This window comes from Leclercia sp. AS011, assembly GCF_037152535.1.
Taxonomy (GTDB): domain Bacteria; phylum Pseudomonadota; class Gammaproteobacteria; order Enterobacterales; family Enterobacteriaceae; genus Enterobacter.
In genome coordinates, this window is record NZ_JBBCMA010000002.1 from 162,205 (window position 1) to 180,467 (window position 18,263).

At 44.9% G+C, this 18,263-nt stretch carries 15 protein-coding genes; 2 read left to right on the plus strand and 13 right to left on the minus strand.

Annotated features, from left to right (window positions below; all coding sequences use genetic code 11):
- Window positions 1–7: 7 nt before the first annotated feature.
- The 12 genes from WFO70_RS13220 to hpaB form a co-directional block, all read right to left on the minus strand.
- Window positions 8–916 carry a glycosyltransferase family 2 protein gene (locus tag WFO70_RS13220; protein WP_337016783.1) on the minus strand — a complete coding sequence of 303 codons (909 nt, stop codon included), beginning with the start codon at window positions 914–916 and terminating at the stop codon, window positions 8–10.
- An 86-nt stretch (window positions 917–1,002) separates the two neighbouring features.
- Window positions 1,003–2,172: a nucleotide sugar dehydrogenase gene (locus WFO70_RS13225; protein WP_337016784.1), complete on the minus strand. Its 1,170-nt coding sequence runs from the start codon at window positions 2,170–2,172 to the stop codon at window positions 1,003–1,005.
- Between the two features lie 2 nt (window positions 2,173–2,174).
- Window positions 2,175–2,921: an acyltransferase gene (locus tag WFO70_RS13230; RefSeq protein ID WP_337016785.1), complete on the minus strand. Its 747-nt coding sequence runs from the start codon at window positions 2,919–2,921 to the stop codon at window positions 2,175–2,177.
- On the minus strand, window positions 2,914–4,143 hold the full coding sequence (locus WFO70_RS13235; protein ID WP_337016786.1) for a glycosyltransferase family 61 protein: 1,230 nt from the start codon (window positions 4,141–4,143) through the stop codon (window positions 2,914–2,916). The genes WFO70_RS13230 and WFO70_RS13235 overlap by 8 nt, the downstream gene beginning before the upstream one ends.
- Window positions 4,130–7,693: a glycosyltransferase gene (locus tag WFO70_RS13240; protein WP_337016787.1), complete on the minus strand. Its 3,564-nt coding sequence runs from the start codon at window positions 7,691–7,693 to the stop codon at window positions 4,130–4,132. Before WFO70_RS13240 ends, WFO70_RS13235 begins: the two co-directional genes overlap by 14 nt.
- A 379-nt stretch (window positions 7,694–8,072) precedes the next feature.
- Complete coding sequence (locus WFO70_RS13245) at window positions 8,073–9,275, minus strand: sugar transporter (protein ID WP_337016788.1); 1,203 nt, start codon at window positions 9,273–9,275, stop codon at window positions 8,073–8,075.
- Between the two features lie 12 nt (window positions 9,276–9,287).
- Window positions 9,288–9,938 carry an ABC transporter ATP-binding protein gene (locus WFO70_RS13250; RefSeq protein ID WP_337016789.1) on the minus strand — a complete coding sequence of 217 codons (651 nt, stop codon included), beginning with the start codon at window positions 9,936–9,938 and terminating at the stop codon, window positions 9,288–9,290.
- 11 nt (window positions 9,939–9,949) lie between these two features.
- Window positions 9,950–10,750, minus strand: a complete 801-nt coding sequence (locus tag WFO70_RS13255) for an ABC transporter permease (protein WP_337016790.1) — start codon at window positions 10,748–10,750, stop codon at window positions 9,950–9,952.
- 54 nt (window positions 10,751–10,804) lie between these two features.
- The gene (locus WFO70_RS13260) at window positions 10,805–12,463 is read right to left on the minus strand and encodes a polysaccharide biosynthesis/export family protein (RefSeq protein WP_337016791.1); all 1,659 of its coding nucleotides are present in this window, start codon (window positions 12,461–12,463) and stop codon (window positions 10,805–10,807) included.
- A 122-nt stretch (window positions 12,464–12,585) separates the two neighbouring features.
- Window positions 12,586–12,960, minus strand: a complete 375-nt coding sequence (locus WFO70_RS13265) for a hypothetical protein (protein ID WP_337016792.1) — start codon at window positions 12,958–12,960, stop codon at window positions 12,586–12,588.
- Window positions 12,961–13,442: 482 nt separating this feature from the next.
- The gene (locus WFO70_RS13270; protein ID WP_337016793.1) at window positions 13,443–13,955 is read right to left on the minus strand and encodes a 4-hydroxyphenylacetate 3-monooxygenase reductase subunit; all 513 of its coding nucleotides are present in this window, start codon (window positions 13,953–13,955) and stop codon (window positions 13,443–13,445) included.
- 17 nt (window positions 13,956–13,972) lie between these two features.
- The gene (gene hpaB, locus WFO70_RS13275; RefSeq protein ID WP_312806412.1) at window positions 13,973–15,535 is read right to left on the minus strand and encodes a 4-hydroxyphenylacetate 3-monooxygenase, oxygenase component; all 1,563 of its coding nucleotides are present in this window, start codon (window positions 15,533–15,535) and stop codon (window positions 13,973–13,975) included.
- A gap of 342 nt (window positions 15,536–15,877) precedes the next feature.
- On the opposite strand from hpaB, the gene WFO70_RS13280 reads away from it, so the two are divergent.
- Both WFO70_RS13280 and WFO70_RS13285 read left to right on the plus strand, forming a co-directional pair.
- Window positions 15,878–16,369 (plus strand): Hcp family type VI secretion system effector, encoded by a 492-nt coding sequence (locus WFO70_RS13280; protein ID WP_337016794.1) that lies wholly within the window; start codon window positions 15,878–15,880, stop codon window positions 16,367–16,369.
- Entirely contained in the window at window positions 16,366–16,911 is a 546-nt protein-coding gene (locus tag WFO70_RS13285; protein WP_337016795.1) for a DUF2778 domain-containing protein, read from the plus strand. Before WFO70_RS13280 ends, WFO70_RS13285 begins: the two co-directional genes overlap by 4 nt.
- Window positions 16,912–17,368: 457 nt before the next feature.
- Here the strand turns inward: WFO70_RS13285 and hpaA are convergent, their stop codons facing one another.
- The gene (gene hpaA, locus WFO70_RS13290) at window positions 17,369–18,259 is read right to left on the minus strand and encodes a 4-hydroxyphenylacetate catabolism regulatory protein HpaA (protein WP_337016796.1); all 891 of its coding nucleotides are present in this window, start codon (window positions 18,257–18,259) and stop codon (window positions 17,369–17,371) included.
- Window positions 18,260–18,263: the final 4 nt, after the last annotated feature.

The following is an 18,263-nucleotide window of genomic DNA, read 5'->3' on the forward strand; positions in this document are numbered from 1 at the left end:
ACGTCGATTAACCGATTAACTTTTTAACGCGGGTCGCCAGCCAGGAGTCGCTCTTTTGCGGACTCACTTCTTCTGGCAAGGCATCCAGCTGCGCCTGCAAGGCTGCCATTTCTGCTTTAACTTTCGGGGCCAGGGCGGCCGCCAGCAGGCAGGTTTCGTCATTGCGATCGTGGGCTTTGAAATAGGCTTTGTGTTTTACGCGCTTGGCTGTAGCGGCGCTGCCGCGCAGGTGTTTACCGAGTAAAAACTCTTCAAGCGATTTGACAACGTAATGGTTAACGCGCACGCCGTTCCAGATCACTTCTTCGCTGACGCCGTTCCCGTGTTTTGGGTGGGAAACCAGATCGTTGCCCAGCGTATCGATATAGCGGCCATAGCGCAGATCGGCGTGATGGGGATTGTTAAAGTGATTTGCGCATTTTGGTCTGACAATGCTTTTGAAATTCTTATTGGCATTAAATTGCTGAGGGGCGCGCTGGGTAAAGCGCTCGGTTACAAGGCCTTCTTCGGCAAACAGCTCGCCGTTTGAACCGAAGTTTGCCCAGTTAAGGGCGACTGCACTGACAGAAGGATCGCTAAACCATTCGTTTAGATTAGTTGCGAGGTTCTGCTCAGAATCGAGTGGCACTAAGAACTCGTCTGCATCGATAAAAGCCAGCAAGTCGATGTCTTCGCTGCAACTGCGTAAAATACGTTCGTAAGCGGGGAGTTGCGGCTTTTGGCCTTCGACATCAGGAAAGTCCAGTACGGTTACTATGCCGAGTTTCTCCAGCCCGTTAAGAAACGCACGTGAACCATCATTACTGCCGTTATCCGCAATAATAAATCCGCTTACGCCTACGACCCTGTGATAAGCAATCCATTCCAGCAGGGCATCCATTTCGTTTTTAATGATTGCGGCAACAAATAATTTCAAAATGCATTCTCAGTCAAATAACGGGAGAAAGTATCACCCGTGTCCATTGTGAATAAAGAGGGTAAACCCCTCTTTATTGGTGCATCTCAATCCGAGCCAAATAAATCGCGGGTGTAGACCTTGTCGGCGACATCGGCTAACTCGCGTGCCATGCGATTACAGAGAATCACATCGCTGATGGCTTTAAATTCTTCGAGGTTGCGAATGACGCGGGAGTTGAAGAAGGTGTCTTCTTTGATGGTTGGCTCAAAGACTACAACCTCGATCCCCTTGGCTTTAATCCGCTTCATAATCCCCTGAATGGCTGAAGAGCGGAAGTTATCGGAGCCCGCTTTCATGACCAGACGGTGGATCCCAACAACCTTAGGCTTACGGGCGATCACGCTGTCGGCAATAAAATCCTTGCGGGTAGTATTAGCATCGACAATCGCCCGGATCAGGTTATTCGGCACTTCCTGATAGTTCGCCAACAGTTGCTTAGTGTCTTTCGGCAGACAATAGCCACCATAGCCAAACGAAGGGTTGTTATAGTGCGTACCAATACGCGGATCAAGACCAATACCTTCGATGATCTGACGGCTATCAAGTCCATGAGACTGAGCGTAGGTGTCCAGCTCGTTGAAATACGCAACTCGCATGGCGAGGTAGGTATTAGCAAACAGCTTGATGGCTTCGGCTTCGGTACTGCCGGTTAACAGCACCTGCACATCTTTCTTAATGGCACCTTCTTTCAGCAGGTCGGCAAAGCGCTGCGCGCGCTCGCTGCATTCCCCAACCACAATGCGTGATGGATGAAGGTTGTCATACAGAGCACGACCTTCACGCAGGAACTCAGGGGAGAAAATCAGATTATCAGTACCTAACTCCTGACGCATCCGCTCGGTAAAGCCCACCGGAATGGTGGACTTGATGACCATAACTGCCTGCGGATTAATACTCATCACATCGCGAATGACTGCTTCAACGGTGCTGGTATTGAAGTAGTTAGTCTTTGGATCGTAATCAGTCGGCGTAGCGATAATGACAAACTCGGCGTCCTGATAGGCTTCGACTTTGTCCAGCGTTGCACGAAGATTAAGAGACTTGTTAGCTAAGTAGTCTTCAAGTTCTTTATCGGCGATGGGCGATTGACGTTGGTTAATCTTTTCGACTTTTTCAGGAATTATTTCAAGCGCAATTACTTGATGGTGTTGCGCCAAAAGTACGGCATTGGAAAGACCAACATAACCTGTCCCAGTTATTGTAATGAATTTCATAGTTAAAAGATGCCGTTATTTTTATATATAAAATCTTTGATATAAGTTAAGAATGACTTTTCATTATTAATGAGTTTTTTTGGGTGATATGCTTTATCTTCATTAAAAAAAAGTCTTTCATGGCGTACTGTGGTTTCTTTGGAAAAAAGAACATCTCTTTTCTTTATTTGCGCAGGTGCGCCTACTGCGATAGATGCATAAGGGATGCTTTTTGTTACAACAGAGCGGGAACCTATGATACATCCTGAATCTAAGACTGTATTTTTTAGGATGTCAGTGTTTCTACCAACCCATACATGGTTTCCGATGATTATATCACCGCCTCCATTTATTCTCATTCCACTATTATCAAATATAGGGTGACCATCAGAGTTAGTAATATTGATATTTTCAGCAAACATACAGTCCTTACCGATGTAAATATCATGACCTTCGGCAGCGAGAATATTTGCTGTATTTGTAAAGCTAGTAGACTCATCAATATAAATACAACTTCCATAACCTAGTAGGAAGTTAGCTCTTACGCCATCCGATTTGATGTAAACAATGGCGTTTTCTGATCTGAAATCAATTATTGAATTTTTAAGAATGGCCCCTTTATCAATAATAATATAGTTTCTTTTTTGTGTTCCAATTATTTTCACCGTTCTAAAATCGATGTTCTCTTGATTGTATATATAAACTTGGTCTATATTACTTATAGATGCGGTTTTTATTATATTGTTGAATTCATCAATATCATTATTCATAATTCAAACTTTCCAAGATATTTATTATAATGTTTTCATCTATATGCCATTTCCTTTCATTCTTGGGGGTGGAGTAATCTAAACCAGACCCAAGACCGATAGTGATATTGCTTTCTCGAATACTTGAAAGCAAAAGATCATCTGGAAGATAAAAGTTTGATGGAGCTAAAATTATTAATAATTTTGATTTCGAAAAAGCCGAAAGATACATTTGACTTCCGACAGGCCCTGCAATAATAGATGATTCGCTGACTAATTTTATTTGTTCTTTTATTGATAAATTTTCGGGTGTAATAATTTCAAAACCATAAGATGAAAAAATATCTTCAATATTAGCTTCGTTCTCAAGCGGCCTATCTGCTGTGTTCTTTCTACTTAAATAAATTCTTTTATAAGGCTTTGAATTAGGAAGGACATTATTTGATATTTTATCATATGTTAATTGGGCTAAATTTGATGCCCAATGATGAGTTTTGTATGAAATATCTGGTACAAAAAGCCTTTCAACAATGGCATGCTTAGGAGCATATATTATTTTATCTAAGGGAATACCTAAGATATCTAAAACCTGTAAAGCAAATTCTGGAATAGAGTCTTCATAGACAAGGTATTTAATGTCATCTTTGATATTGCTTGGAATAAATTCTAAAGCCCATAAACGAGATAGCCCTTCGACTAAAAAGTGTCCAAAATGACGATGTATGCTCCCAACAAAAAAGTAATTACCTTTTAAAATAGTCGGTTCACTTGAACTATCATAATCTAAATATAACGAGCCATCTATTTCTTTGACTAAATCACTTGGTAAAGTCTTTGTACCATCGAGTATACCATATGAGTTTTTAGATAGTTCATATTTACTGTTGAGTAAAAGCTGTGAAAATTCATGAAATTTTGAGTTTCGTCTTCTTATCCTTCCACCAAAAACATGAGCGTTATGTAGAACTGATAGATTTATACACTCTTCAAACGAACCATTGATTTTCTGCCATTCAGCTTTTTTTGTCCACTCTAACGGATTTAATAAAACTAAAGGTGCTAATTCATATGTAGAGTTTAAATTGCGATGGAAAGTTAAGGATTTGCTATTAAGCTTATTCTCAATATTGATTTTAGTAGATTCTGAAATTTTGAATTCTAGATCAGTGTTTAGTTTTATTAAGTCTACTTCGGATATTGAAATAGGACAAGTTGATAATTTGCTGAAATTAAGATCTATCATCATAAAAACCTTTAAATTTTACCAAAGCATCTTGCCAAGACTCAGGGGTATTATTTACAAATGTAATTTTTTGATACTCCTCCATATTCATAATATTTTTAAGATCTGAGTAAGGAGAAATATTACTGCAGATAACAGGCAAGTTCAATGCCAGCAGTTCAATTGCTTTTAAAGGACTTTTAGTATTGGCGAATTGTTCATCAATTAAAGGAGCTACCCCAACATCAAAATTATGGCTTATACGAATTAGCCAGTTTACAAAAAGATCATAGCGAGAACTAGGTGGAGTCAATCTTGTTATGAATTTACTTTCAGTAAAATCACCACAACCAATAACATATAGATGGAAACGTGGTTTTATATTATTAAGCTGATTAATGACAGTTGATAAAAAGTTCAAATCTTCCTGATGTGTTCTAGAACCGAAATATAAAATATTAATTATCGTTGAGTCAGTGATTAGATCGATTTTTTCCTGAGTATCAATGTTTGTGTTCCATCGGTGTGCAAATATTTTGTTAGGGCGAACTGTAACGTTGCTATTATGTTCTTGAACAATCGCGGCCAAGGAATCATTGGTTACATGGACTGTGCTTGCTTTAGTTATAAGTTTTAGAAAATTACTTCTGTAATTTTTATAAATGCTATCAATATCAATAATTGCAGGTACGTTTAACAAATTGTCATCAATTTCATAATCGTATGGGATCATGTTTTTGTCTAATGAATTGATACACCAATCTACAGCATAACTTGGTATGGCGTCTCTTTGAATAATGACTTTACTCAATTCATTACATTTATAAGTTAAGAGATCATGCCATGGAATAAATTCCACTTTAAGATTGTATTTATTTTCAAAGTCATTTTTCCAATCTATTAGTCTCACATAGGCTGTTGGTGGAACATTAGGATAATAGCCTTTCAGAACAATACCCATAATTCTTTTTGTAGGAAGTTCTATTTTGCAGACATCTTGATAAATATGTAAATATTTTTCTGTCATTCTACTTACAGTATTGTAAGCGCCATATCCTTTTTGCCATTTTGCGACATTTTTTTGCTTTTCTTTAATTTCTTGAGGATTGTTGCAGAGAAATATCAGGTGTTCATAACATTCTTGCGGGTTATTTGATACTAACCAACCTGCATTATGTCTACTTATTCTTTTTTCAACTGCACCATAAGCTAAACCGATGACAGGCAGACCTGATGCCCAACTTTCAGTTAATGTGTGGCAATAAGTTTCAGGCCAAATTGAAAATACCGCTGAAATATCTGGGTTAATCAATTGTACTTTATTAATGAAGTCTTCCCTGTTATATTTTCCATGATAGGTGACTATGTCCATAATATCTTTATCGCAAGTGCCAAGTACATGGAAATGAATTTTATTGCTTTCATCAAGTTCTTTTATTTTTTTAATTAAACTTTTACCTTTGGTGAGAGTAATATTTCCAGGAATAAGTACATTTATAATATTATCAGATGCCGTAGTTTTAGGTTCGAGGAAAGAGGTGAAATCTCGGCCATGAGGGATTACAGTAAAAGGTATACCCTTAATCTTTGGTAAGTTTTTTAAAATGATTTCTTTCGCGCTTTCACACGTGGTTATAAATTGATCACAATTTAATAGCGCCTCTTCCATTCTGGTTTTCCATGCTTTCAGCATAGACGGCGTCATAGGGGTAACTGTCTCATCGCGCCATAATGGATTATTTGTTCCATGATCTAAACCATCAATAAATAACTCTCCATTTTCATTTACTAAATTTACAGAAGGGCATATTGTATAAAAATCATGGAATGAGTTAATTACTGGTATACCCATATCTTTAGCTATTTCAGGCAGCTTTAAGCTATGCCACGCTATGTGTCGTATATGTAGAAGTTCAATGCTGTATTTATAGATAACACTTCTAACAATCTGTTCATATTCAAATGAACGATGGGTTGCAAAATTCACTGGATCACTGAGATGGAATTTTTCGATTACCTTATAATCCTTTTCATCTGCTCTCATTATCTCAATTAATTTAGAGTTAGATGCAAGTACATAGCAATCATAAATATCTTTCAATGATCGCATAAGGTCATAGTTAGTTTTAGGAGTGCCGCCAGTACGAGTCGATATGACAAATAGAATTTTAGGTTTAACAATCCCTTCATTCGGAGATGTTTTAGTTATTTTGCTTTCAATCGTACTTCTTGCTTTTGTAAATATCGTCGAATTTCCGATGGCTTTAATGGCTCCAGAATAATATGGATGATCATTCTTAACCTGAGTGATGCCGTTTTCAATTAGAAGCTCTTTTTCACCCTTAAAAGAAGCTGAACGCTTGTGATAAATATATGTTTTGAGATCAACAATATTAATCCATCCATGTGATACTGCTCTCATGCAGAAATCATTTTCTTCACCATATCCGCGTGGGAATTTTTCTTTGTCAAAGACCCCAATATGATCAAGCAACTCGCGCTTTATAAAAAGACAGAATCCATTGCCCGTTGGAGTTGTAACGAATGCTGAATCAATAGCTGACGACACCAATCGGGCAATATGGTTAATAGACAAGTGGTCTGGTAAATCATTCCAGCCTGATTTAGGGACAGAAAATGCACCTGCTCCATTTGAAACAGCTGTCACCGTTCCGATATCATCATTCTGGTACGCAGCAACAGACATTTGCCTTAACCAGTTTTTGGATACGACCGTATCGCTATTAAGCAATACAATATCATCCTTACCACTTAAAGAAATACCAAAGTTGACATTATTTGTATATCCGATATTTTTCTTATTATGGATTATTTTTACGCCGGGAATTTTTTTATATTTGTCCAATGTTGTTCGTACGGATTTATCCGGACTCGCATCATTAATTACTAAGAGTTTAACATTATTACCTAACCTAGTATGCTGGATAACACTATCTAAACAATCCATAACTTCATTAATTGCATTATATACTGGTACAATAATAGTTATGTTGACTTTGGAAAGTTTTGATGGAATGTTAATTAAAACTGTTTTTGTCTGTTCTTTGACTTTTTTCTCTATGGCTCTTTTTTCATTTTTACCATGCTTTAAATAATGATATAAAGGATTTATCCCTGACTTTCTCACATCATCATGTAAAAAATAATAAAACGACCCATCAAATTTTTCAGATGTACGGTTAAGTATAGCTTGAGGTGTTTGAATGTAATGAGTAAGAGGAATTACTCCATCTTCGATACTATAAACTTTTTTGTAATAAATTGGATCGAAAAGCTCATTTGGCCATCGATTTTCTTTGTAGCCATGACGTATATAATGTCGAATAGGATCTAATTTTCTTTGTGATACATCTCTATATTTTCTTTCATAAAATTCTGAATCAAATAAACCTGATTGTTTGATAATGGTATACTGTTGCTCATAGGTAAAATCTTTTAAATAATTATCTTTTTGTAATGTAAAGTTTAGTGCATTGCCAGAGTTTATTTCCAGTTTGCTCTTTTTTGTTTTTTTATTTTTTAATTTTTTAAAAAAATCTACTGATATCATTTTGTGCCTCACTACGAATATTTTAATGTCTTCTATAAATCATCAGACATCATTGTGTGTATTGTTTTTAATTAAGTTATTGACAATAAATATAAAATCAGGCCTTCGATGTGATTTTATTTAATTTTATTTAATTTTATGAGTTTTAGGATGTCATTCCATTTGTTTCCTTAAACTTAGCCGTTAGTGATAAAGTAAAAATACAAGATGTCAACTTTGTGATATATAAGTAGGGAATGCACAAGTACAATAGTAGTGGTTTTCGATAAACTAAGAATACAAGTATTTATAACGTCGTTTGGAAGATGACTTGTTTCATTTAAGAAGTAATAATTTAGAAATAAAGTATGTCGCAACCAATAAAATAATTTATGCCTTTTTAATCTTGATGTTCTCTTAAAGTAGCCAAGCCCATCACCATCAAACCATACAGCAAACACAGCAAAACGCCAATGGTGGCAAGGTTATACAAACGGCGAGGGTATTCCGCGTCTTCTGCCAACGTAGGCTGACTAATTATCAGTAGGTGCTTGAGTTTACGATATGCTTCGATTCTGGCTTGTTCAAGACTAATTAGACCCGTTTTGTAGAGATCTGTTGCTAGTGTCGCTTGAGTTTGTACATCCATATAGCTGGCGGTCACTTCGTTCATCGAATTTTTATCCGCACCCGTGAGTCGGGATTGTTCTTGAGCAAGTTGCTCCGTTAAAGCATCCACTCTGGCTTGTACAGAAACAACAGCAGGTGCGGTAGCTTTCATATAGCTTTGCAGCTGTTTTAACTGGGCCTGTTGCTGTGCCAGTTGAGCTTCTATCTGGCTTACCACACCCATACGAGCCGTACTGGTCGATTCCGGGCTAATAAGGTGATGGGTATTTTGAAACTCAAGCACTTTGGCTTTTTCGGCCTGTAATCGTTGATAGGCATGATCGACTTCTTTTTCGACAAAGGCCAGCTGTTCCAATGCAACCTGGTGACCTAATTTATTGATAAAGCCTTCAGACTCTTTCAGCATCATACCGACCACTTTCTGACCATAGGCAGGATCAAACGCCTGCAACTCAATTGTCAGCACACCGGAGATATCATCCATACGCAATGTGAGATGTTCCCGGTAATACTTTAAGAATTCCTCACGGCTGACATTGTCAGACAGGCGAGAGAAGTAATCGACTTTATGGCTTTGATAATGGGCTTTCAGACCCAGTTCTTTATCCATTTTGTTGAGCAGGTCGGCAGACTTGAGATAGTCTTGAATGAGCAGCACATCCTGATGATTGTTGCCACCTAATCCCAACATCGAAAGAGCATCAGGCAGCATTTTTATCTGGTCTGCTTGCTTAACCACTAACTCTGCCCGGCTCACATAGCGATCGGAGGCAATAAATCCGAAATAGATAACAGCGACAGCAAAGCAGGCCACGACCCACTGGAAACTCCCGAGTTTCAGAGTCTGTTTCCATGAGCGCTGGGCAAGGCGGTAACCTTTAGAATCGACAATAAAATGTTTTGGTTTAGTTTTTAATTTATTTAGTTTGCGCATCAAGCCGGAGGACTTGTTGGATCGAATTGGCTGAGTCATGGTTTTAACTTTTTATAAGTTCTGATAAATACGTATGGCATCTTCGATATTGTCGAATACCTCAAGCTTGCTGTTACGCAGCAAAATACCCATATCGCATTGTTGACGTAAGTTCTTCATATCGTGCGAGACCATGATCAGGCTGGCGGTCTCACGTTTTTGATTGAAGACATCGATACATTTTTGTTTAAAGCGGGCATCACCTACAGATGTGATTTCATCGGTCAGGTAGATTTCGAAATCGAAGGCCATACTGACGGCAAAGGAGAATTTTGATTTCATACCGCTGGAGTAGGCTTTAATAGGCAGTTCAAAATGCTGGCCTATTTCCGAGAATTCTTTCACCCACTCTTCTATGGCTTGAGTATCCCGGACGCCATGGATACGGCAGACAAAGCGAGTATTTTCCCGTCCAGTCATACTGCCCTGGAACCCACCGCCGAGGGCGAGGGGCCATGAGACGCGACAGTGGCGTGTCACTTTGCCTTTGCTCGGTGTATCCATTCCTCCCAACAGGCGCAGCAGTGTTGATTTACCGGCTCCGTTGACACCTAAAATTCCAATATTACGGTCGCGAGGTAACGTGATGCTCACGTCACGTAAAACATAGTTGCGACCAAATTTGGTGGGGTAATATTTTGAGACGTTATCTAAAATAATCATCGTTATTAGCTTTAGCTGGCAATCAGACGACGATGGCTCAATCGGTAGCAGCTCATCGCAAAGGTCAGCAGTACCAATGTGACGCCAGTCAAATACACCCAACTGACATTCGGGCTGACATATCCCGCAATCCAGCCAGAACGAATCAACTCAATAGCGTGTACTAACGGATTCCATAGAAACCAGTGCTGATACTGTGTCGGCACGGTTGCAAGAGGATACATAACACACGATATAAACATTAGCGGCATCATAATTAGACTCAGAAATTTATCTGCTTCTTTAAATAAGCTAATCACAACACAAAAAACAATGCCCAATGAAAATGAAAAGATCATTAGCAAAAAATAAATAAGAATGACTTCTAAAGGATCGCTTGGGACTGCATCAAAACCAAACCATAATAAGCCTAGGACCAGAATGCCACCAACGACTAAGCCAATAATAGCCTCTAGAATAAAACGGGCGACGAAAGTAGCAAAGGGCGTTACCTGCCGATAGCAAAACAACCCCATATTTGCATTAACTGCCGATTTTAACTGGCTGACTACTTTATTGAAAAACATGTAGGGCAGATACCCAGCAGTTATAAATACTTGTACAGGTACACCACCAAACCCATTTTGAATACGCATCCCAAAAATCGCGCTAAACAGACCAATCATCAACAACGGATCCAACAGCGCCCAGGCATACCCCAACCTATAACTCCCAAATCGGGTTTTCAGTTCACGGATAAGCAGGCCAAACGTCACATCACGCAGCACCTGGAACGAGCTGCGGGGCGTTTGATTGAGAACAGGTTTAAGCATGAGAAGGCCGATATCACAGAACGGGCTCGCGCAGAGGCGAGCCCGCATTGAGGGTTAGTTCAGGACCACGTTGGCCGCCACGGCAACCTGATAGATGACCTGGGTAATGTCTTTGATGGACTGCATCATTTTGCTGTCCACTTTCGGCATGACCAGAATCTGGTCGCCCGGCATCACATCACCGCCGTCTTTAAACTCCATCAGGCCGTTGGCATGGACCACGGCAATACGCTTGTCGTTCGCACGATCGGTAAAGCCGCCCGCCCAGGCCACATAGTCTTCCAGGGTCGCGCTTTTGTTGAAGACCACCGCCTGCGGCATCATCACTTCGCCACCCACCTGAATCAGGTCGGTCTTGTTCGGGATGACAATCTGGTCGCCCTGTTCCAGCAGGATGTTGGCAATCACGCCTTTATCCGACACCACCACTTTCCCCAGCGGCTGGATCTTGCGGGCTTTTTCTACGAAGCGCATTACCAGCTCGGCTTCTTTGGTGCGGATGGAGGCCTCTCCGTCGGAACTGGCTGGCGCGGTAAACACGCTGCGCTCCAGGCGATTGAGGGAGTCTTCCAGCATCTCTTTCTGCCGCGCGGCCACGCTCTTACGCATGATGTAGATCGAGCCGTAATCCGCCATGTTCGGGTCAATCGGAATGTGGTTCAGCAGATCGTGCAGACGGGTCTCTTTACGCACGGTGAAGTAAGACGGCCCGCGATAGCTGCCCATCACCTGCACGTCGTAAACCTGGGCATGCATATCGTCGTTAAACAGCACTTTGTCGCCGTCGCTCAGCTGAATGCGATCAAAGTCTTTATACGGCATATAGACCGAGAACGGACCGTTGGAGCGATCGCCAATCACGCCCACGTGGCTCACCTTGGCGAGCGGCAGGGCGTAGTTGATCAGCTCTGAGCCGAGCGCGGTGCTGTTTTTTAACTCGAAGCGGAACGGGTTACGCACTTTACCGGCCACGTTGATCATCGGGCCCTGCGGTTCAACCAGGATCACATCCTGATCCTTCAGCGACAGCTTCGGCATTTTGCCCTGCTGCATAAACTCGTACAGGTCGATCTGCTGAATCACCCTGTTCTGACGTAACACCTTAATATGACGGTAGCTGCCGCGGTCGGAGTCGATGCCGCCTGCGCGTTTCAGGAAATATAAAACGCTGTCGGATGATTGTCCGGCATATTGCCCCGGACGGATCACCGGGCCGGTGACAAATACGCTCACCGGCGTTGCGGTAAGTAAATTTACGTAAACGTTAACGTTATTGGTAAATACTTCACTGATGTGGCTGGTGACTAAGTTATTGACTTTACTTGCCGCTACGTTTTTGACATTTATCGGCCCGACGTCGGGAATGAAAATATTGCCCGAGTTGTCAACTGTGACGACGTTGGAGAAATTGACGGCGCCCCAGATCCAGATATTTATCTTGTCGCCGGGAGCGATCAGGTAATTATCGTTTAACCCGTCGCTGCGCTCGGTTTCATAGCCACCGGCAAACAGGTTGGCACCGTAAGGAGGGGGCAGTCCGGATTCAGATTGCGGGAGGAGTTTACGCACGTCGGACTCGCCCGGGAGTAACATGCCCTGGCGGTTTTGCTGCGCAAAGGTTCCGGTAGTGGAGGAGGTATTCGCCTGGCCGCTCATCGCCTGTTCACCGCCGAGCTGCAGTCGGCCATCGCCGGTATCTGCCGGGGTGTTCATACCAAAGGCCTGAGCATCTTCCTTCGTGGGGGCAGCAAAGGCAGCGCAAGAGGCGCATGCCAGCAACAGAATGGCACTCAATTGCCGAAATTTCGTTATGTTCACAACATTTCTCTTCAAAATTATTGCACGGCAAGCAGGTTGCTGGCGGAGGCTTGTTCCAGTTGCGGCACCAGATACCAGGTATCACCGTTCTTACAGGTCACGCCGCGCTGCGACTGGTTGTAGTTCCGGTTACGCAGCAGTTCAATGCATTCCAGACCCAGGGCCGAGATATAACGTTGACCCAGGGTGTACGTGTTGCCATTGGCGCTGAGTGTCGCGCCCTGTGGCAGGGTGTTCAGAGGTTGTTGCAGATTGGCAGACATGGTCTGGAGGTCGGTAGAAGCGGCCGGATTGACAAGCGGTCGGGAGGCTTCAACCTGCTTCGGGGAATATGCACAGCCGCTCAGGATGAGGGCGAGCGAAATCACCAGAAGGCGAGTTGCGTTCTTCATAGCTCAATATTTTCCAACAATCAGTAACTGGAATGCGAAATAAAATGTCGATGGTGATCAACCGCGATGAATAGCGCAGCAGTTGAGATGTCATGCAGGTGCAGGAAAAGCAAAAAAACGCAGAAGTAAAGTAAGGAATTCCAAAAAAAAGGGTAGGCTACCGCACGGAAATGACGATTCCGGCTAAAATGTGTTCATTTTGCTTCAGGGCGCTGCCATAAAAAAACTATTCAGTAAACTACTAATTCGTTTTTTTATTATTCACGAAAGTGTTTTTATGGGCCGAAGATTACATAATTTTGCAGAATGTGTCATTTCAAATTTAAGAAATGTGCCCTGAAAAAGGGGAAAAGTCCGAAAGACTATTAACTCTGGTGGGTAACCAAAACTTATATCCACATTAGTTTCTCAATGTGATTGTTTCGTATTTAAGTGAGTAAAAACGAATAAGCGCCAGCCGGAGATTCGGCTGGCGAAGGGGATTAGATGGTCATTTCTTGTTCAATTAACACCGGATGAAATCTGCGCTTAAAGTAAATCAGGCCGTGTCCCTCCTGGCTCAGAACGATATTTTTGATCGCCACCAGGTAGACCAGGTGGGTACCGATGGTCTGCACCTGGCTTATCTCTCCTTCGAGGCTGGCCAGCGCTTCTTTTAATACCGGCTGAGCCAGTTGGCCCTTTTGCCAGCAGGAGAGGGTAAAGCGCTCCTCCATAGTCATGCCGGTCATCCCGGCAAAATGGCGCGCCATTAACTCCTGCTCGTGATTGAGCACATTTATACAGAGCTTGCCGTTGCCCTGAAATACCGGGTTCATGGCGCTGTTGGCGTTCAGGCACACCATCACCGACGGCGGGGTATCTGTCACCGAGCAGACCGCGGTGGCGGTAATGCCGCAACGTCCGGCTTCGCCATCGGTGGTAATCACATTGACCGCCGCAGAAAGGCTGGCCATCGCGTCGCGAAAACGCAGGCGTTGTTCATCATGTTGCATCTTGACCTCCCGCTGCGTTATTTCAGCAGCTTGTCCAGCAGGTTGATATCGGTGTTGTTGTGCAGGTGCGGAACCGTCCAGCCGTTCTGGTCGTACTCCGACAGGCAGCGGTCGACCATTGCCATCATCTTGTCCATGTTGCCGGAGGTCTGCGCCTGGCGCAGACACTGCAGGCGGATTTCGTCCTGGCTACCGGAGTAGTTGATCTCATACAGCTCGTGGCGACCGCCGAACTCGCTGCCGATGGCATCCCACATCAGTTTCAAAATCTTGATGCGCTCTACGTGGTCCATGCCGTTGGAGCCGCGCACGTATTTCGCCAGATATTTGTCGATCTGCGGGTTGTTCAGATCCCGGGCGCTGGACGGCAGGTAGATCAGGCCGCTGGTCACGTTGCGCTCGATGATGTTTTTGATTTTGGCGTAGGCCATCGGGGCCATCACGCGGTAGGTCTGCAGCGCGGCGTGGTCCGGCAGATACGCACCGTTGACCCACGGGGTCGCTTCTGAACACATGGAGTCGCTCAGCGCCCAGAACATATTGCGCCAGGCCACTACTTCCCCGAGATCCGCCTGCACGCCGCGGAACTCAGAAGTACCGGTACACTCCAGCGATTTTTTCAGCAGGGCGGTGATGAAGTCGAGCTTCACCGCCAGGCGCACGCAGGCCTGCAGCGGATACATGCGGGCAAAACCGCCCTCCATGGTCCAGCGACGGCAGCGGTCGAAATCGCGGTAGATCAGCACGTTCTCCCACGGGATGAGCACGTTATCCATCACCAGGATAGCATCGTTCTCGTCGAAGCGGCTGGTGAGCGGGTAGTCGTAAGGAGAGCCGGTCGCACCAGCCACCAGCTCGTAGGAGGCGCGGGAGATGAGCTTCACGCCCTCGGCATCCATCGGGGCGACGAACATCAGGGCGAAGTCCGGGTTATCGCCCATCACCTGCGCCGAGCCAAAGCCGATCATGTTGTAGTGGGTCAGCGCCGAGTTGGTGGCAACCACTTTCGCGCCGCTGACGATAATCCCGGCGTCGGTCTCTTTTTCCAGCTTGATGTAGACGTCTTTCACTTCGTCGGCCGGTTTGTGGCGATCGATCGGCGGGTTAACGATGGCGTGGTTAAAGTACAGACCGCTCTCCTGGATGCGGGTGTACCAGTTGCGGGCGTTCTGCTCGAACTGACCATAAAAGGCCGGGTTAGCACCCAGCGCACAGCCAAAGGCCGCTTTGTAATCCGGGGTGCGGCCCATCCAGCCGTAGCTCAGGCGTGACCACTCGGCGATGGCATCGCGCTGTTGACGCAGGTCGTTGGCACTTTTCGCCACGCGGAAGAACTTATGGGTGTAGCCGCCGTTGCCGGTATCGGTGTTCCAGCACAGGGCGTCCTGCATGTCGGGTTTGTGCAGCGCATCGTACAGTTGGGCGACCGAAGCCGCCGCATTGCGAAACGCCGGATGGGTGGTCACATCTTTTACGCGCTCGCCGTAGATGTAGATCTCCCGGCCATCCTGCAGGCTCTTCAGGTACTCTTCGCCGGTTAACGGGCGGGTGGTGCTTGCGCGGAAATCTTCAGGTTTCATAGGGGCCTCGTATCGGAATGTTGTTAAATTTATGTTTTGTTTTTGTTGTTTAATTGAAGCGTGAGAGAGCCGGGACGTGAAGGGACGAATAGGTCAACGACGGGTACTTTTCAGGCGGGATTGGGATTTGTGATCTGTGCGGCTTTTCGGCGGGTGGCGCTACGCTTACCCGCCCTACGGACCGTAGCCCCGGTAAGCGTAGCGCCACCGGGGAAGTGTGCGCCAAGCCAGTAAATAGATAGTGAATTTCAAAAATTCAGAAATTAACCATACGATTTAGCATGATATTTTTTTACAGGAAGATTAATAAGGATTAACCATAAAATACATAAGGAAATCATCATGGCAGTTCCTGCTTATCTCTGGCTTTATAATCAATCCGGTACGCTTATCCCTGGTGGAAGCAATGTTCTGAGCCGTGAAGGTGCAATAGAAATGCAAAGCTTTAACCACGGCATACATATTCCCTACGATTACAATATAGGCCGACTTACGGGTACTCGCGTTCATGATCAGCTGAGTATCACGAAAGAGTTCGATAAAGCCACGCCCTATCTTTACCGTGCTGTATCAACAGGCGAACCTCTTCAGAAGGCGATAATTAAATGGTATCGCATCAATGACGCAGGCATAGAGGAAGAATTTATGCACTTTATCCTCGAAAATGTGAAAATCGTGGCGGTAACGCCAGTTATGCATAATTTCAAGAGTGCATCTGGATTAAGCAGTAACCCTACTGAATCAATCTCGTTGGCATACGAGAGAATTACCTGGCTCTATCTCGACGGTAATATCAAATTTACTGATTCGTGGAACCAGAGGATGACGGCATGATCCACTGTCGGCTGGACTTTAATAATCTTTATGACGACGGACGGGTTGCACGTCTCGATGTAGGCGGTGTGGGTTCATTCCCCGTTTTCAGCGGTCTTGGCGAGTTAGCTAATAAACCGGAGTGCTCATATCTGTCGAACGCAGCCGTTCCGCCGGGTAGTTACTGGATTGTTGACCGGCCAACAGGTGGGAAGCGTTCGCGCGCAGAAACCTGGTTAAAACATGCTTTTACCGGCAATAATTATTACGACTGGTTTGCGCTTTTTCGCAAAGATGGGGTGATTGATGATGTGATGCGATTTGATGTCGGTACATTCCATTACAACCGAAAACATTTCAGGTTACATCCACCCCGGCCGGACGGCTCAGGTATTAGTGAGGGTTGCGTTACGTTCTTTCGTAACGTGGATTTTTACACAGTAAGGGCCGCGCTTCTGCGGTCGCATAAGCATAAAGTCTTAGGTGGAAATGAGTTATGGGCTTATGGCGACATTACTGTGATTGGCAACACGAATGGAGTTTGTAATGTTAAAGCCCCTTAAATGGTCGCTGCGCATTATTATATGTCTGGCAATTACGTTTCTGTTCCTGATAAGCGGCATTTTTGATCCCTTTGCTGAAAGCCTGAGAGTCCCTATCGCCAGGTTCCTGACCAGGTGTAATCATGATGATGTCACTCTGTATGCGGATTACTACTCTGACAACCTGGAAAATGCCTGGCTGTACATTTACGCGTTCTTGAATGTTATCGTCGGCATAATTTCTGTCGCAGTATTAGAGTATCTGGCTAAATTAGCCACAAAGCATAACTAGCTCCTTGATAATGGCCCGCGTAACGCGGGCTTTTTTTCGACATGATACGGCGTCGAACGTGGCGGTCAGGCTGCCAGGACATTGCGGTTATTGTGCCGGGTGGCGCTAACGCTTACCCGGCCTACGGTTTCGTAGCCCCGGTAAGCGTAGCGCCACCGGGGAGGAAAGCCGCAGGGGAGGGAAAACTCACGACACCGGCACTTTCTGCGCCCGATACCTGCTCGGCGAGCACCCCACCAGCCGATTGAAAAACCGCGCGAAATAGGCCGGGTCTTTAAACCCCAGCTGCCAGGCAATCTCGTTCACCGCGCTGTCGGAGAAGACCAGCAGCCGCTTGGCCTCGCGCAGCTGGCGGTCGAAGATGAGCCGTTTAGGCGGGCGGTTGGCGAAGCGGCGACAGATATCGGTCAGCCGCGATTCGGTGAGGTGCAGTTCGCTGGCATAATCCGGCACCGTCCAGTGCTGGTGGAAGTGGCCGTCCACCATCTGGTTGAAGCGCTGGAACAGTTTCAGCTCGCCGCGCATGCCGTTGGCGGCGTGATCGTCGAGGGTGGCGTTGCGCAGCAGCAAAGTGAATACCGCCTGCGCCAGCAGCACCAGAGTATGTTCCCGCCCGGGAAGCTGGGCGGTGGACTCCCGTTCAATCAGCCGCCAGTAGTGGCTGAGCGCCGCCAGCTCATCCGGCTTATCCGCTAAAGAGAGGCACATCCCCGGCAGACCGAAGGTCTCCCGGGTGCCGGGGTAGAGCACCTCCAGCAGCGGCCAGATCAGATCCTCATGCACCGTCAACACGTGGCCGTCGCTGTCCGATTCGGTGAAAAACGCATGCGGCACCGACGGCGGGGTGAGCACAAACAGCGGGGCCTGCACCGAGTAGCGATGATCGTCCAGCTGCAGCTCTATCTGCCCGGTATCGAGAAAGTGCATCTGAAAGTACTGGTCATGGCGATGGGCCTGCATATCGCGGCCAAAAAAGGCCGCCATACGACTAAACGACTGATAATGCACATCGTCCGTTCCCAGACTCTCGTCGTACTCTTTGCTGATATCGATATTGGCAATCGGGCTCTGGCACATAACC

What these genes read in the sequence shown, in the direction of transcription:
- WFO70_RS13225 (WP_337016784.1), bottom strand. Translation starts at nt 2,172, where the DNA reads ATGAAATTCATTACAATAACTGGGACAGGTTATGTTGGTCTTTCCAAT.
- WFO70_RS13230 (WP_337016785.1), bottom strand. Translation starts at nt 2,921, where the DNA reads ATGAATAATGATATTGATGAATTCAACAATATAATAAAAACCGCATCT.
- WFO70_RS13235 (WP_337016786.1), bottom strand. Translation starts at nt 4,143, where the DNA reads ATGATAGATCTTAATTTCAGCAAATTATCAACTTGTCCTATTTCAATA.
- WFO70_RS13240 (WP_337016787.1), bottom strand. Translation starts at nt 7,693, where the DNA reads ATGATATCAGTAGATTTTTTTAAAAAATTAAAAAATAAAAAAACAAAA.
- WFO70_RS13245 (WP_337016788.1), bottom strand. Translation starts at nt 9,275, where the DNA reads ATGACTCAGCCAATTCGATCCAACAAGTCCTCCGGCTTGATGCGCAAA.
- WFO70_RS13250 (WP_337016789.1), bottom strand. Translation starts at nt 9,938, where the DNA reads ATGATTATTTTAGATAACGTCTCAAAATATTACCCCACCAAATTTGGT.
- WFO70_RS13255 (WP_337016790.1), bottom strand. Translation starts at nt 10,750, where the DNA reads ATGCTTAAACCTGTTCTCAATCAAACGCCCCGCAGCTCGTTCCAGGTG.
- WFO70_RS13260 (WP_337016791.1), bottom strand. Translation starts at nt 12,463, where the DNA reads ATGAACACCCCGGCAGATACCGGCGATGGCCGACTGCAGCTCGGCGGT.
- WFO70_RS13265 (WP_337016792.1), bottom strand. Translation starts at nt 12,960, where the DNA reads ATGAAGAACGCAACTCGCCTTCTGGTGATTTCGCTCGCCCTCATCCTG.
- WFO70_RS13270 (WP_337016793.1), bottom strand. Translation starts at nt 13,955, where the DNA reads ATGCAACATGATGAACAACGCCTGCGTTTTCGCGACGCGATGGCCAGC.
- hpaB (WP_312806412.1), bottom strand. Translation starts at nt 15,535, where the DNA reads ATGAAACCTGAAGATTTCCGCGCAAGCACCACCCGCCCGTTAACCGGC.
- WFO70_RS13280 (WP_337016794.1), top strand. Translation starts at nt 15,878, where the DNA reads ATGGCAGTTCCTGCTTATCTCTGGCTTTATAATCAATCCGGTACGCTT.
- WFO70_RS13285 (WP_337016795.1), top strand. Translation starts at nt 16,366, where the DNA reads ATGATCCACTGTCGGCTGGACTTTAATAATCTTTATGACGACGGACGG.
- hpaA (WP_337016796.1), bottom strand. Translation starts at nt 18,259, where the DNA reads ATGTGCCAGAGCCCGATTGCCAATATCGATATCAGCAAAGAGTACGAC.